At 45.5% G+C, this 16885-nt stretch carries 12 protein-coding genes and 1 pseudogene; all 13 read right to left on the bottom strand.

The annotated features are described in order from the left end of the window. Positions 1-25 precede the first annotated feature (25 nt). On the bottom strand, positions 26-1981 hold the full coding sequence (gene fliD, locus AC0L66_RS13350) for a flagellar filament capping protein FliD (RefSeq protein ID WP_265676216.1): 1956 nt from the start codon (positions 1979-1981) through the stop codon (positions 26-28). A 61-nt stretch (positions 1982-2042) separates the two neighbouring features. Then, positions 2043-2504 (bottom strand): flagellar protein FlaG, encoded by a 462-nt coding sequence (locus AC0L66_RS13355; RefSeq protein ID WP_265676187.1) that lies wholly within the window; start codon positions 2502-2504, stop codon positions 2043-2045. Positions 2505-2637: 133 nt separating this feature from the next. After that, positions 2638-3768 carry a flagellin gene (locus tag AC0L66_RS13360; RefSeq protein WP_265676189.1) on the bottom strand — a complete coding sequence of 377 codons (1131 nt, stop codon included), beginning with the start codon at positions 3766-3768 and terminating at the stop codon, positions 2638-2640. Positions 3769-4066: 298 nt separating this feature from the next. After that, positions 4067-5201 (bottom strand): annotated as a pseudogene (locus AC0L66_RS13365) (flagellin). A gap of 607 nt (positions 5202-5808) precedes the next feature. Then, positions 5809-6945 (bottom strand): flagellin, encoded by a 1137-nt coding sequence (locus AC0L66_RS13370; RefSeq protein WP_265676191.1) that lies wholly within the window; start codon positions 6943-6945, stop codon positions 5809-5811. A gap of 460 nt (positions 6946-7405) precedes the next feature. Next, on the bottom strand, positions 7406-8599 hold the full coding sequence (gene flgL / locus AC0L66_RS13375; RefSeq protein ID WP_265676192.1) for a flagellar hook-associated protein FlgL: 1194 nt from the start codon (positions 8597-8599) through the stop codon (positions 7406-7408). A gap of 12 nt (positions 8600-8611) precedes the next feature. After that, the gene (gene flgK, locus AC0L66_RS13380; protein ID WP_265676193.1) at positions 8612-10492 is read right to left on the bottom strand and encodes a flagellar hook-associated protein FlgK; all 1881 of its coding nucleotides are present in this window, start codon (positions 10490-10492) and stop codon (positions 8612-8614) included. A 263-nt stretch (positions 10493-10755) separates the two neighbouring features. Next, complete coding sequence (gene flgJ / locus AC0L66_RS13385; protein WP_265676194.1) at positions 10756-11691, bottom strand: flagellar assembly peptidoglycan hydrolase FlgJ; 936 nt, start codon at positions 11689-11691, stop codon at positions 10756-10758. A gap of 14 nt (positions 11692-11705) precedes the next feature. Continuing rightward, positions 11706-12797, bottom strand: coding sequence for a flagellar basal body P-ring protein FlgI (locus AC0L66_RS13390; protein WP_265676195.1), 1092 nt, complete (start codon positions 12795-12797; stop codon positions 11706-11708). A 70-nt stretch (positions 12798-12867) separates the two neighbouring features. Beyond that, positions 12868-13641, bottom strand: coding sequence for a flagellar basal body L-ring protein FlgH (flgH, locus tag AC0L66_RS13395; protein WP_473567639.1), 774 nt, complete (start codon positions 13639-13641; stop codon positions 12868-12870). A gap of 111 nt (positions 13642-13752) precedes the next feature. Beyond that, positions 13753-14541, bottom strand: a complete 789-nt coding sequence (gene flgG, locus AC0L66_RS13400; protein WP_265676196.1) for a flagellar basal-body rod protein FlgG — start codon at positions 14539-14541, stop codon at positions 13753-13755. A gap of 18 nt (positions 14542-14559) precedes the next feature. Then, on the bottom strand, positions 14560-15309 hold the full coding sequence (flgF, locus tag AC0L66_RS13405) for a flagellar basal-body rod protein FlgF (protein ID WP_473567641.1): 750 nt from the start codon (positions 15307-15309) through the stop codon (positions 14560-14562). A gap of 257 nt (positions 15310-15566) precedes the next feature. After that, entirely contained in the window at positions 15567-16871 is a 1305-nt protein-coding gene (gene flgE / locus AC0L66_RS13410) for a flagellar hook protein FlgE (protein WP_265676198.1), read from the bottom strand. Between the last annotated feature and the right edge of the window lie 14 nt (positions 16872-16885).

Below are 16885 nucleotides of genomic sequence, written 5' to 3' on the forward strand. Positions count from 1 at the left end.
CGTTATATGTACTACACCGTAAAACTCAAGACAGCGCGTTCATCATGCCCGCAAGCTGCGATTGCATCTTGCCTGTCGCATCTTGCATCGCCGCAAATTTATCGTGAGTGCGTTTTTCCAACCCTTCCATGCGTCGATTTAGCGTGGTTTGATCATCGTTTAAGCTGTAGTTTCGCTCCGTCAGGCTCTTCTCCCGTGTTCGAATTGAACCCGTCACGCCCGTCATGCTGTGAATAGCGTCTTCAACCTTTTTCGCAAAACCATTGTTGCCGCCGAAGAAGTCTTCCAGCTTATTAAAATTATTGTTGAGTTGCTTATCAAGCATTTGATAATTGATCTCAAGGTTACCCTGCCTCGTGGTCGTAATACCAAATTCAGTCAAGGTTTTTAGATCGTCAGGCGCCCCTTCAACCGCACTTGAAAAAACACTTTTCAAGCGGGAGTCAGCACTACGAACGACACTATCACCGGACAATGGCCCCACCTGCCCCGTCGCCGGGTCGACTTTCGCGAGATCAGCGGATACTTGATAAAACTGATTATAGGCAGCAACAAACTGCTCAATATCGGCTCGAACGCTTTGTCTGTCGTATTCAACACCAATTTCCGCAGGGCGCTCTCCAGGTTGAGTTGTGCCCTTCAACGTGAGGTCAACACCTTCAATCGCATCTTCAATGACGTTGTTACTGCTCGCAAGCTCAGCGACACCGTCAAGCACCACTATTGAATCCTGTGCACTTTGTACTTCTGCCATACCTTTATAGATTTGCAGTGAACGCTGCGCTTCCGCAAGTTCAGCTTGAGCCGTCTCCACTTTCTCGATTCGCTCACGCTCTTCTGGGGTGAGCTTTTCGCGCTCTAGCTTTTTCGCTTCTGCTTCTGTCATGTCGCCTTCTGCGACCGCTTTAGCGATTGCCGCCTTTTCTGCTTCAAGCTCTTGTTCTAATTTAGCTTGTGCTTCTTTTGGCGTGACATAGGAGTCGGTCAATGTACCGGAGGCAGTATTACTCCAGCCAGGTACTTCTTTCGATTTTTCTAGCGCTTTTTCATCCAGTTCAGGTTCCGGTGCTTGATACGAATCCATCAGAGTGCCAGATGCGGTTTCCGTCCAACCGGGAATGGTATCCTCTGGGCGGCCAGAATTTGCCTCTTTGCCCTTTTGATTAGCATCGTCGTTAGCTTGCTCACTATCCTTAACTTGTGAGCCTTCCTCAGCTTGGGTGCTTTCGGCTTGTTGCGCTTGTGCACTTGGATCGTCGCTAGTCACCGCATCTTGCGCTGACTCTACGCTATCTTGAGGGGGCAAGCCCAATAAGGCGAGGGCTTCTGATTGTGCATGTTCAAGCTGTTTAACCCGCTGCTCTATCGTCTTATATTCAAAACGATATAAGTCATCGCCTGGCTCTGCCTCAACGTTGATAAGAATACTTTTCTCAGCACCAGATTGGTTAGCGGCGACAATCAAACGAGGGCCGTTCATATCTTTAATGACTGAGGCGCGAATACCGGGGTTATCTCGGGATCCATTGATCGCTCGAACGACATCAATGAGTTTGGAATTTTTGCCTAGGGAGAGGTCGAAGCTGTCTTCGCCAAGGGAAATTTGCAACTTGCCGGGTCCAAAACGAGCATCTTCTGGCACCACGTCAGACGCCACTTTGTGACTCTGGGCAAGTTGCAATACATCGACTGCATATTTGCCAGCAATTGCTTCAGTTGAAGCGGTCGCTGTGACAATACTCTCTTCAGAAGTGTCTACGCTGCGCACTGCAAACGCTTTTTCCTGACGAAAGTTTGCCATTAGGTTTTTCATCGTATCTAGTGACTCTCTGAGCCGCCCATAGGCACTGATACTGGAATCAATTTTAGTGCGTTCATAGTCAATACGTTGCTGTTTAGGCACACGTTCTGCGTTGACTATTTTGCTCACCATGGAATTGATATCCATGCCAGAAGACATCCCTATCGGGCCCATATTCACCAAACCACTTCGAAAGTAATACACGATCGTCACGCAATGCACTCACGCGTGACATATTCAATTAAACTCGCATATCGATACTGACAGAGGCGTGTTTTTCAAGGCGTTCGAGTACGACGAGTAAGTCTTCATCAGGGACCTGGCGGATAATCTCACCGGTATCATTGGCAATAATAGTGACAATATGACGCCCTGAATCTTCATCCATGCGAATCGATAAACTCGTATTCAACGTGGTTAAAAATTCATCCAAGCGTTCCACCATCTTTTCACGCTCGACATCATTGAGATCTCGGCGCTCTTTGGCAATCTGCTGAATAACTTCGGAAGTCTTATCATCTGATAACGCTTCACTCTCGACTTTTTTGCTTGGGTTGACCGTTTGATTTGGCGCTAATTTGCTCGCCAATATCTCATTGGGCTTCCCTTGCGCTGACGCACTTGTTGTATTCTTTGAAGCAATTTCTGTGCCACTAGAAGAGGCAAAAGGCTGAATGTTCGATGCGTAGGATGAAATATCCATAACAGTCTCCCGTTTCTAACCTTAATTGCCCAATGCCACCTCATATCCAAATGAATAATGAAATGACATTGGAAATCAACGACTGTCACGGACAGCCGCTAATACGATTTGCCTAAGGTTGTCTTGCCTAGAATTAACCTAGTAAGCTCAATGCAGCTGAAGGCGATTGTTTCGCTTGTGCAAGGATTGAAGTACTTGCTTGTTGCAAGATTTGGTTCTTCGTCATTGCCGTTGTTTCTTTCGCGTAGTCCGTGTCTTTAATACGGCTATTTGATGCATTTACATTCTCATTGATGTTGCTGAGGTTGTTAATCGCATGATCAAAACGGTTTTGGAAAGCACCTAAAGAAGCACGCTCTGAGTCAACATTTTTTAGTGCGCCATCAATAATCGCGACCGCTTCTTGAGCGCCGCCAACAGATGTTACATCAATGTCTTTTACCGTCACGTCTTTTGCATCGCCAATCGTTAAATCAGACGCTAGACTGCCACCAAATTCAACTTCGCCCGCTACTTTTTGAGTAGCAGCAAATAATTGCATTTTGCCATCTTCACTGACCGATGCTTTGACATCTGAGCTTTGGCCATTGATGTAGGTTGCAAGCTGTTCAATGTCGTCGCCTTGTTTTGCACTGATCGACAATTCAACTTCTTCACCTTGCTTATTGGTGTACTTCATTGTCAGATCGGCACCAGCATCAACGCGCCAGCTTGCATCTTTACCTTCTTCCGATGCGTAGCTCTTGCCACCCATCGCAGCAGTATCAGAACGCATGCTGCTCATCGAAAGCATAACCGCTTCGCCAGAATCTGCGCCAATTTGGAAAGATTGCGTACCGTAAGTACCGTTAAGTAGACGATTGCCACCAAATGATGTGGTTTCTGCAATACGGTTTAATTCATCGTTTAGCGCCGTGACTTCTTCTTGAATTGCCACACGCTCTGACTTGGAGTTCGAACCATTGGCGGATTGTAGGGAAAGGTCACGCATACGTTGCAGGATGTTAGTAGATTCATCCATTGCACCTTCCGCAGTTTGTGCAATTGAGATACCGTCATTGGCATTTTTCACTGCCATATCTAAACCACGGCTTTGCGCATTCAAACGGTTTGAGATTTGTAGACCCGCAGCGTCATCTTTTGCGCTGTTGATTTTGTAGCCAGAAGACAGACGCTCCATTGACTTAGTTGTGTTCTCTGCAGCGGTATTTAGATAGCGCTGAGCAGTCATTGCAGACACGTTAGTGTTTACATTAATCGCCATATATAGATCTCCTTAGGCATTTTAGGTAGATGGCCGCCGAGTCTCTCACCTCACGTTGGCACATCTATATCATTTCTCTCATTCCCTTTAACGGCGACGGTTTTAGAACCTTTAGCAAAAAAAAACGATTTTTGACTAATTAATTCAATTGATTGGGCAAATGTGATCCTGATCTGAAATACAAACAAGTATGGCGTTTTGTTGAGTATTTGCATAAAAGCAAAAAACCAGAGCTCAAGGCTCTGGTTTTTATCTTTAAACGCTTAGTAGAAGTAAAGCGTATCGTTAACTCAAGTGCTTAACCTAGTAGGCTCATCGCGGCTTGAGGTGCTTGTTTTGCTTGCGCCAAAATTGAGCTTGAAGCTTGAGAAAGAATTTGATTCTTTGTCATCTCTGTTGTCTCTTTAGCGAAGTCAGTATCTTTAATACGGCTCTTCGATGCATTCACGTTTTCGTTAATGTTATCAAGGTTGTTGATCGCATGGTCAAAACGGTTTTGGAATGCACCCAGCTCTGCACGGTGGCTATCAACGTATTTCAACGCAGAATCAAGAATCGCAACCGACTCTTGTGCACCACCAACGCTTGTCACGTCAATCGTATTCACGGTTACCGCTTGGCCGTCTTGCATGCCTAGCTCACCCGCTAGTGAACCACCAAACGACACTTCACCGTCTACTTTGTTAGTACCGGCAAACATTTGCAGTTGACCGTCTTCATTCACAGAAGCTTTGACTAGAATCGGTTTGACCATTGATGTAAGTCGCTAGCTGCTCAATATCATCGCCTTCTTTTGCAGTAATCGCGATATTTTGCTCGGCGCCAAATGTATCCGTTAGCGTGATATTTAGCTCGTTAGAGCCTGCTGCTACGCTCCAATCTTTATCTTTGGCTTCAGCTGCTTGGTAGCTCGTGCCACCCATTTTAGCGTTATCTGAACGCATATCGTTCAGTGTCAGCATAACGGCTTCGCCATTATCAGCACCGATTTGGAACGATTTCGTTCCGTGAGTGCCGTTTAGTAGTTTATTACCACCAAAAGATGTGGTTTCCGCGATACGATTAAGCTCATCATTTAGCGCAGTCACTTCTTCTTGAATCGCCACGCGCTCAGATTTTGAGTTAGAACCATTTGAAGATTGCAGAGACAAATCACGCATACGTTGCAAGATGTTTGTCGTCTCGTTCATTGCACCTTCAGCAGTTTGAGCAATCGAGATACCATCGTTGGCGTTACGCACTGCTACATCAAGACCACGGCTTTGTACGTTCAAGCGGTTAGAGATTTGTAGACCCGCAGCATCGTCTTTTGCACTGTTGATTTTAGAACCTGAAGCCAAACGCTCCATTGACGTCCCTTGCGCTTGACTTGCATTGTTTAGGTAACGCTGAGCGGTCATTGCCGATACGTTAGTATTTACGTTTACTGCCATTGTTGTTTCTCCAATTGATTTTCCGGTGTAGCGGTTTCCGACGTCTCGGAAAACCAAGTAGTTCTCTCAAAGTTAATCCTTTAACGACGCGGTAATGAAAACCTTTAGAAAAAAAGTGCAAAAAAACCAAGAAAATAGCCATTTGATTAGGATTTAGACAAACAGAAAAAAAGTGTAGAAAAAGGGTAAAGTTTACGTAAACGAGGCCGACAACATCTGGTTTGCCATTTAAATAGAGCAGGAAAAGACGTGAAATTCATCGCTAGCAGAACAGCGTAATGGCAAAACGATAGTGAGAACAAAGATAGTGAAGAAAACGAATTATTCGCGCAGAGAGCGGCTTGTGAGATGGTTTAATGTAAAAGGTTGGCTTTGAAAAAGAAAAAGCCCCTTTTCCTTTGAGAGAACTGGGGCTGGGTGGTCGCCAGAGGCTGCGTGGAGATCAAGAGAAATGAACGCAAGACCGGCAAACCGAACATACCTTGTTACCGTATTAGGGCAGGTTGTGAGAGAGAGCCCCAACACCTTCGCAAGATATGCATGCCTGTAAGTGATGATAGATTGCCACGTCTGGCGGCTACCACTCTTACTTAACTTACGCTGTTTACTACTGGAGTAAGGTCATCGCAGAGTTAGGCAACTGTTTCGCTTGAGCAAGAATCGAGGTACCTGCTTGTTGCAGGATCTGGTTCTTAGTCATGGCGGTTGTTTCTTTAGCAAAGTCCGTATCCTTGATGCGACTGTTTGACGCATCAACGTTCTCTTGAACATTGGCTAAGTTATTAATACTGTGGCTTAGGCGGTTTTGCTTAGCACCTAAGTCAGCACGTTGTGAATCCACATACTTTAAGGCCGAGTCGATAACCGATATACCATTCTGAGAGCCCGCGACCGTGGTCATATCAATATCTTGAACCGTCATTTGTGTCGCTTCATTGCTCAAGCCAAGATCCGAGGCTAAGCCACCAGAAATGGAGAGATCACCTTCTAAATCAGGCTCTGCGATGAAAATCTGCAACTCACCGTTGTCACCAACAGACGCATTCACTTTATCCGACTGACCATTGATGTAAGTGGCAAGCTGTTCAATATCATCACCTTGCTTAGCAATGATATCAATTGACACTTCTTCACCACTCTTCGTGACAAATTCAAACTTCAGATCACTGGCATCAGGTGCCACTGACCAATCTTTGTCTTTGCCGTTTTCAGCTAAGAAAGTCGAACCGCCCATACGGAAGTCATCGGCACGAATGCTTGTCAGACCCATAATCATAGCTTCACCGGAGTTCGCACCAATTTGGAAAGAAGCGTCGCCAAACGACCCATTCAGCAGACGGCGTCCACCAAACGAGGTGGTTTCAGCAATACGGTTCAGTTCAGCTTGAAGCGCGTTGGATTCTTCATTGATCGCTTGACGCTCTGACGGCGAGTTTGTGCCGTTAGAGGATTGAATCGCAAGATCTCGCATTCTTTGCAAGATGTTGGTTGACTCATTCATTGCGCCTTCTGCGGTTTGCGCAATCGAAATACCATCGTTGGCATTACGCATTGCAACGTCCAAGCCTCGCGATTGTGCCGTCAAACGGTTAGAAATTTGCAGACCCGCTGCATCGTCTTTCGCGCTATTGATCTTATGACCAGACGAAAGGCGCTCCATTGAGGTGTTTAAATCCCCAGAAGCTTTATTAAGGTAACGTTGTGCGGTCATTGCCGACACGTTAGTACTTACTGTCACTGCCATTTTGCTCTCCTAAATGAGTTCGCAAACATTCAAGATGGGTTGCGAAGTGGTCAGCATTGCTCTCATAAGGAAATGCACTGACCGACAACATCCATCTGATACCCCGTATCAGATGGAGTATCTATTCATTAAAATAAACCAACGAACTCCGTTAGTCTTATTGATGCTTTCCAAAGTTAATATACAAGTACTATGCCAAAAATTTGCCATTACTCGCACAATTAACAAAATCTTTATTTATCTGTATGTTAGCGGCACATTTTATTACTAATAACAATACTATCGCTGCCGCTTGGCTCTCAGAGGCAATGACAAGGCGGGAATAATTGCCGCTTTATCGACCTACGCTCATATGGCATTGCGCATATGGCAACCGAGGCCGTGACCATTGTCTCTACATTCCAAAGACTTTGCGTTTAAGCGATATGCCCATTGCAAATAAGCTGGAATGAGTGAACTATTACAAATAATTAAACAGCGTTAAGTCTTTGGTTTTACCAAACGCCAGTTGTGAAGCTTGTAACGCTCTCGAATTTTCTTCAAATTCAATCACCGCCTTGGAGTAATCCAAATCTTCGAAATTACTTTTTGAACGAGCCAGTGAAATTTTAAAATCTTCGTTTTGTTGCTCTTGCGTATCTAAGGTACTTAGGCGAACACCCACATCGGTTCTTGCTTTAGTCAGATGTAAGAACGCCGTATGAAACTCTTCGGTCACTCGATGCAGTTCTGCATTCGCAGAGGCATCAGAGGCGTCAGAATCTAACGCTTTGATGGCGTCTTTAAACGTATCAAAGACACTAAAACTTTCTCTTGGACTAAGCGTAATCGCGTCACCCGCGGTGATCTGCCCCTTCACTCGAAGACTGAAGCCTTCATGCGAAATACCATTTTTGTTATCGTAATCACCTGCTTTGACTACCGAACCATTTCGTTCTAATTGATAGCCAAACTGCTCGCGTCCCATATCAACAAAGGTAATTTTGTAAATACTGCTATCGTTAGCGTTTTGGTTATACGCTTTATCAAGTAACAATTCCGATGCGTTTTGTAATTGAAAATTTGGCTTATAACCACCAAACGGATTATCCACTTCCATAAACAACTTGCTGCCAGGGTCACTGGTCGGCATTTCCATGCTGTTGGAAATACGCATTTTTCGCTGGTAATCATCCCCGGCATACGCAATACGCCCTTGATTATCGGCGAAAAATGGCTGTGTTTTCGGCTTGGTTCCTGCAAATGTGTAATTGCCGGATTCATCTTGATTATTGGCTAACGCGAGAAAGTTTTTTGCTAACTCTTGCAGTTCTCGTGCTTTGGCTTCCCGGTCTTGGGGTGACAACGCGCCGTTAATCGACTCCATCGTCAAACGCTTTGCTTCATCAGAAAATTGCTCTGTCTCACGCAGCATGACTTCTTGGTGCTCAAGGCGGTTGCGCGACAACACAATCGCATCGGTAAACTGATCTAACTGTTCCGTTTGCTGCCCAACCTTTTGTAGGTAGTGTATTGCTAGCGGATCATCCGCTGGCTTTTGCAACTGTTTTCCCGACGCCAATTGCGCCTGGTTATGATGGATTTTATTTTCTTGTTTACGCATGTCGTTTTGCACAGTCTGATAACTATGAAAACTTGAAATTCGGTTCATCATAAATTAGCGCTCCTACCTTAACTGCAAGATAGTGTCGAAGGTTTCATTGGCGGCTTGCATAACGCGCGAAGACGCCATATAAGCTTGCTGAAACTTCATCATGTTTGCCGCTTCTTCATCTAAGTTAACACCAGAGATTGACGCTACCCGACTTTGTGCTGCTTGATGCTCTAATTCAGCCACTTCTTGCAGTCGTGTCGCGGTTGAAGCCTTTAACCCCACATCAGTATTCAAGTTATGGTAAACATCAATAATGGTTGATTCATGACCATTCATTTTCTTGTCACGCTGAATATCGAACATCTTGCGCAAATTACCGTTATCGCCTTCTGAGTGGGTAAGATTGGCGGTAAATTTATCATTCGGTAACGCGCCTGCCGTCAACTGGAATTCTGTTCCTAATACTGAAACGGGACCAGACGGAGGATAAGGTTGTGGGGCTAACAATATATTGCCTTTCGGGTCCGTTACTGCGAACTCCTTCCCTGTCGGGGAAACCAGTACTTCAAATTCTCGCAGCTGACCTGCGGCAAGCATAGTAAACTTTGCCGTTCCTTGAGCTGACGTCGTCGATGCTTCAAAGCTTTGTGCAGCAATGGCTTTGGGATCATTAGTGTCCATTTGAATTTGTGCCGCGCCATTTCGAGTAGGACGAATCAAGAGTTTTTCACCCGCCGCTGGCGCGTTACGAACATCAATGATCATGCCGTCAACGTAAAACGCGCGACCATCAATATTAAGTTCCGCCGTGATGGTTTCACCATCGGGCTTCGTCACGGTGTAATTCGTACCATTATATTTAAGCGCATATTCTCCGCCTTTAAGAGCACTGGTTTCACCAATGTACACCGCTACATCCGCATTCGACTGCGGCGTCGCGACCACGCGAGATTTCGCTATGGCTTCACTATTCGTATCGACAAAAATATCAGCGCCAACCTGACCATTCAGATCAAGCCCCTGATTTTGTAACTTATTAACCTCGAAGCTAAAGGCCGTCGCCACTCGCCCAAGTTCATCCATAATGTACGGAATTTCTTTATCACGTAGCTCAAACATTCCCGCTAATTTACCGCCAATATCTGTCGCAGTAATTGCCTTTATGCCCTTGCCTTCTACCATGGCTAAACGTCGTTGGTGAACGTCGGGATCACCGTCGATCATCTTCAACTGACTGGACTCTGTACCTGATACAAGGGTATGCCCGCTGCCAATATGGACATTAAATCCCTCGGCATTTTTACGCGGTGTGATGGTCACCTTGGTGTATTCGGACAGTTCTTTCACCAAGTTTTCATGTTTATCCATCAGGTCATTATGAGGTCCGGGAGTTTTCATCATTAGTCGATGAATATCGCGGATCTCTACGGCGAGTTGATTCACTCGCTCAACGCCCATTTCTAGCTTTTTATTCGCCGTATCAGCCTGCTGGCGAATGGTTTCATGGACATTGTTAAACGTTTGACGTACCTGATTGGCTTTTTCTAATACCACTTTACGCGCACCAACGTCGTTCGGTGTATCGGCAAGGGTTTTTACGGAGCTGAACCAATCATTTAAATTTTCAGGTATTTTTTTGGAAGCCACGGAAGATAGCATCCCTGACATGAGATCAAGGTTAGCCAAATTCTCGTTACGATAGTTAACTTGTGTCGTTGCCACATTAAGCTCTTTAACGGCAAACTGATCCCAAGAGCGGCGAACATTTTCCACATGCACACCCATGCCGTAGGTCTGACCGCCAAATTGCCTTGGGCTATTGGTGCCTTGCACGACAGACTGTCGGCTATAACCTTCCGTATTTGCATTTGAAATGTTATGACCAGTGGTGTTTAACTGTCTCTGAGCCGTGAGTACACTTTGCGTACCTAAGTTCAGAAGATCTGACGCCATATCGCCCCCAAAAATAACCATTCGCGTAACTCAATCACAGATTACGCTTAAAGAATCAGCGAACTAGAATCCAGCTCGCCATACAACTTTGCAATATATATGCCAGTATTTATTTATCGGGTCATTTGAGGAAAGGAATGCATTTCAAGGTGACTAAAGCAGGCTCAGAAACCAACAGAGGTAAGTAGGATAATAATAGGGTGAGCGGTGAAGACAATAAATAAAGGTTACCCAACGCAACATCAGGTAACCTTTGAAGAAGGCTACAGATTCATATCGTCAATCTGCGCTTTTACTCGTAAGACCTTATCGGCATAGCTCGGGTCTGTCGCATAACCCGCCTGATGAATATCGCGGATAAACGACTCTGAACCACTGTCACGCTTGAGCGCGGATTGATATCTCGGGTTTTCATTTAAGAATTGTACGTAGTCATTAAAGCTCTCTTCGTAAGTACGATAAGAGCGGAACGCTGCACGTTCTTGAACTGGCACATCCTGATGATACTCAAGGGTTTGTGTGGCGACTTTGCCACCATCCCAACTGCGGTCGGCTTTAATATTAAACAGGTTATTACTGCTACCTTGGCTATTGCTTACTACCTTTTGTCCCCAACCTGTCTCTAACGCTGCTTGTGCAAGCAACAAGGAAGGATCCACACCAAGTGATTTCGCGGCACTGTCGGCGTAAGGCTTCAGCGACTCGACAAAGCTTTGAGGCGTATTAAAATCAACGGCTTGGGTTTGTTTACGCTCATTGAGTCCTAACGTTGCCGCCATTTCACGCGCTTTGGCTTCATCGTACGGCATGTGTAACGAACTATGGAACGCCTCATTACGCATACGAATTTCACTACTCGGCGCTTCATCTTCCAAGCCTTGTCCGGCACTCAACTGAGCAACAATCATGTCAGCCAATCCCATTGAGCCAGATGAGCTCAATTCACTGGCCATTTGGTCGTCAAGCATCTGTTGATAGAACTGACCATTTTGGCTATTCATCATATCCGATTCAAAATGCGTATTGGCATCTCGCATCGATTTCAGCATCATGGAGGTAAAGATCGATTCAAACTGCGTCGCTGCAGCGCGAAGTGCCGCTTTGTCATCGGCTTTATCGCCACTTGTCGCTTGTTGACGAAGCTTGTCTAAACTGCTGATATCGTGAATAAAGCCGACATCATTTGGATTATTAATCATGATGTTCTGCCCTATTAAATCACAATAAGCTGGCCTTCAATGGCGCCTGCTTGTTTTAACGCTTGTAGAATAGCCATTAAATCTGATGGTGCTGCGCCAACTTCGTTGACGGCTCTGACGAGGTCATCTAACGTTAAGCCCGGTTCAAATTTAAACATTTTGCCGTCACCTTCCGTGACTTGAATGTCCGAATTCGGTACCACCACCGTTTCACCACCAGAGAACGCGCCCGGTTGACTCACTTTGAGATTCTCTTTAATCGCCACGGTCATCCCACCATGCGTAATCGCAGCTGCTTTGAGACGAACATGCTTACCGACGACAATCGTACCAGTGCGCGAATTAACAATGATTTTTGCACCACTGTCGGCCGTATCAAACTCAACATTTTCAACCGCAGATAAGAAGGCCACACGTTGACTCAGATCGCGAGGCGCTCTGACACGTACCGATGTTGCATCTAATGGGCTCGCCATCTGTGGCCCCAAGAAATTGTTGATGGCATTCGCCATATTCTGAGCGGTAGTAAAATCAGATTCAAGTAAGTTGAAAGTGATATAGTCTCCGCGGGAAAATGGTGTTGGGATTTCTCGCTCAACCATAGCGCCACTTGAAATCATGCCTACTACAGGGTTATTACCGACAATTTTTGACCCATCAAGGCCTTCGGCGCTGAAACCGCTCACGACTAAATTGCCCTGAGCAACGGCATACACTTCACCATCCAAACCTTGCATGAAGGTTTGCATCAATGTGCCACCACGCAAACTTTTTGCCGCGCCAATAGAAGACACCGTCACATCGATTTTTTGACCCGGCTTGGAAAATGCAGGTAACTCAGCCGTTACAATCACCGCCGCGACGTTTTTAAATTTAGGCTTAAAGCCAATGGGCATTTGAATGCCAAATCGCTCTAGCATTGAACGGAAGCTTTGTTCGGTAAACGGTGTTTTTTCACCCGTACCTGGTAAACCAGTAACAAGACCATAGCCCACAAGTTGGTTACTGCGCACCCCGGCAACTTCTGACACATCTTTAATGCGTGCCGCTTGTACACTTGCCGCGGCAAAGCACAAACCTAATAGTAAAAATGTGAATTTTTTCATTACCTTACCCCAAATACAAACAAACCCTCATAGGAGAGGGTTTGCCGCTTTTGATTCGTTAAAACCTGTCCTATAGAGAGACATTAAAAAATCGTGCCAAGAATCCAGGTTCTTGCATATCTTGTTGTGTTCCGGTGCCTGAATATTGAATTCGAGCGTTAGAAATGCGATTTGAGGCAATGGTGTTGTCAAATTCAATGTCGTCTGGGCGGATCGTGCCACTCAATCGGATGTACTCATCACCAGTATTCAAGGTCAGCCACTTTTCGCCACGAATAATCAGATTGCCATTGGCTAGTACTTCAATCACTTCCACCGTAATCGAACCGGATAAACTATTGCTTTGGTTGGCGGACGCGTTGCCTTTAAAACTGTTGTCATTTTTAAGTGCATAGGAGAAATCATAGTCGTTAATCGTGACTGGTCTGCCGCCGACTTCCAGTGGGTCCATCGTCGAGTCATTCGCTTTCGACAAATCCGCATCGGAGCTTTTTGCCGCTTTAGTGGCTTCATCAAGCGTGACAGTAATGATGTCACCTAAGCCGCGCGGTTTAGAATCATCGTACCAATCGCGGGAGTAATCGGTATTAAACAACGAGCCTGTCGCGGCAGCGTAGTGCTCAGGCTTGTTTTTAGGATGAATGGGTGCCCATGCAGGATCATCGGCGACAGGATCGGTTCTGCCTCTTAGTGTATCAACAATACCGTTAGACTGTGTGCGATCGCCTTCTACTGCATCGACCGCGGTGGTGCTGTCAGCGACTTCGTCCACCGACTCTTGCGGCCCAAATTGAGCACAGCCTGACAATACGGCTAACACGGTAATGCAAAAGAGTTTTTTCATTGTCCTGAATCCTGTCACGTTACTAAGTCTACGTTTACCAATCACTATCTAGCGCGCTTTAATATCGAGATAATTCAATATTTAAACGCTTTAAAAACTAGGCTCTGGAATCTATAACTGCTGGGTTGCGAAGCTCATCATCTTATCTACGGATGAAATCACTTTTGAATTCATCTCGTATACGCGCTGCGCTTCGATCATGTTGACCAACTCTTCGGTTACATTCACGTTTGAGCTTTCCAGCATAGATTGACGAATTTGCCCAAAGCCATCTAAACCCGGTACACCTTCGTTAGGATCGCCGCTCGCGCCTGTTGGCAAGTAGAGGTTTTGCCCTATCGGCTCTAAGCCGCCGGGGTTAATAAAGTCAACGGTGGTAATGTTACCGACCACCTGATTATCTTGTTGGCCACGAACACGCACGGACACTTCACCATCAGTCCCTACGGTAACGGAAATGGCGTCTTCAGGGATGGCAATTTCTGGCTCCAGAGAGTAACCCGAGCCCGACGTCACTATGATGCCTTCATCATTCAACGTAAATTGACCATTACGGCTATACCCAATATTGCCGTCTGGCATCAATACTTGGAAAAAACCGTCACCTTCAATCATCATATCCATACTGTTTGAGGTGGTTTGCGCATTACCTGGTGTGTGGATCTTTTGAGTTGCGACGACTTTTGAGCCCGCCCCTAACATTAAACCAGACGGCAGCTCCGTATTTTGCGAAGATTGACCACCTGGTTGGTTAATATTTTGATAAAACAGATCTTCAAATACCGCACGGCTTTTCTTATAGCCAACGGTGGAGGCATTCGCCAAGTTATTTGAGATCGTTGATATGTTGGTTTGCTGCGCGTCTAAGCCAGTCTTACTTACCCATAGTGCCGGATGCATCGTATTCCCCTAATCCAATTAACCCATGCGAAGCAAGGCATCAGACGCCTTGTCCATGTCTTCCGCTGACTTCATGAGCTTAACTTGCATCTCAAACTGACGTTGCAGGTCAATTAAGCTGGTCATCTCACCTACAGGGTTGACGTTACTGCCTTCTACCGCGCCCGTCATCAGTTGGACATTGCCATCAAGGCCATAGCCTAACTCCGGGTTTTTATTGCGGAACAAACCGTTAGTATCTTTGAATAGTGAACGATTATCGGGATTGGTCAGTTTAATACGGTCAACAATTTCCATTTCGTCTGCAGGCGCATCTTGTGGAATCACCGATACCGTACCATCGCGACCAATCTCAATTTTTTTAAGTGGAATTGGCACCGTAATTGGCGTACCACGTTCACCTAAAATCAAGTGGCCATTGCTGTTACTAAGTAGACCGTTTTGATCAACCTGTAAGCTACCGTTACGTGTTAACCCTTCCTTGTCGGCTTTATCCATCACTGAAATCCAACCTTGCCCTTCTATGGTGACATCAAGATCGCGGCCTGTCGTCACGACACTGCCTTGCTCAAAGTTGTGACCTGGACGCTCCGTCATGCTAAATACACGTGTCGGCATGCCTTCGCCATAGGCTTGCATCGATCGAGCTTGCGCAAGATCAGCTCTAAAGCCCGGTGTGCTGGCATTGGCGAGGTTGTTGGCTCTGAGTTGCAAAGCTTGCATATTTTGCTTTGCGCCGCTCATAGATAGATATAGGGCACGATCCATTGATAGCTCCAATATTCAAAGTACAGAATATATAAAGCAAATTGTATGCCAATATTAAAAGTACAATTAATACAATAGGTTAAGTGTAATTCAAAAAGAAAGTTGACCGATAGAGCCTAGAACGGCAAATGAATGGCCCAGTGTGGCAAATTAACGCGGCAAGGTAACGTGGCAAATTCACGTCAAGTGGCAAGATTGGCAAAAATAACAGGGTTAACGAAAAGCGCCAGTCAAAAACTGGCACTTTTCTCAACATATTATCTAATTTGTAAGATGTTTTGCTGCAACTGGTTATGTACATCAAGTGCACGCGAGTTCGCTTGGAAATTACGCTGCGCTGAAATAAGGTCCACCAGCTCTTGAGTCATATCGATGTTTGACTGCTCAAGCGTACCATTGTTGATAGTACCGAAGGAGCCTTTGTTCGATTCACCCCAAATCTTTGCACCCGATGCGGTGGTTGAATCCCACTGAGTTCCGCCTTTCTTTTCAAGACCTTGCTCATTAGCAACACGAACCAATGCAACACGACCAAGCGTTACGTTTTCGCCATTCGAATAGGTTCCGAGCACGTTACCCTTCTCGTCGTAATCGACTTTGGTTAAGAAACCAGTTGTTGCCCCATCTTCACTAAACTTCGTTAATTCAAACGGTGCGGCAAATTGTGTTGTGCTATCTAGCTTAAAAGACAATTGCTGAGCAGGATCGGCACCATTCATTTCAACCGCATTAGGACCTTCGCCAATCGCTTCTGTCACAATTGGTTGGCCATTATTAAGGCTCGCCAATGTACCATCGTTATTAAAACGTATTGTATGCCCAACATGTCCCGTTGGAGAAGAGGCGTCACCGCCACTGATATTCACTGGCTTTTCACCTGCACCATCACTCACCGTGTAGTAGCTTTGCCATGTGTTTGGCTGATTCTGATCCTTTACATAATAGGTCGTCATTTTATAAGACTGACCCATTGAATCATACATCGTTGAAGACGTTGAGCGGTTATAGGTTTCTGGATCCGTAAAATCAAACAATGCCGGATCTTTTAGATCGCCATTAGCGGGTAAGTTAGCGCCAATTTCAATGTTAGCGGTCTGTTTTGGCTTACCAAATTCAGGCGGAACATTAATTGGCTTAGGCTCATAAGAAACGACTTCATTAGTATCTTTGTTGACTTCATAACCCAGTAAGAACTCATCGTTAGATGTCACCATGTAGCTGTCTTTGTTCAGGTGAAACGCACCGTTTCGAGTGATTTCATTTTGCTGAGGCACCAAACGTTCTTTAGATACGGCAAAGAAGCCGGTACCGCTGATACGTAAATCCATTGGGTTGTTGGTAGATACACTCGACCCTTCATGGAATTGCTGAGCAATTTTACTTGGCTGAACACCGCCACCTGGGGTGGTTTTCGAATTCGTGAATAATGAATTCGAATACACATCACCAAATTCCGCACGTGACTCTTTAAAGCCGAATGTGTTGGCGTTGGCAATGTTATTACTGGTCGTATTTAAGTCCAACTGAGCCGATGATAATCCGCTCAAAGATACATATGACATTCCTAATCTCCTAA

The organism is Vibrio sp. GJ43-1, from assembly GCF_055808835.1.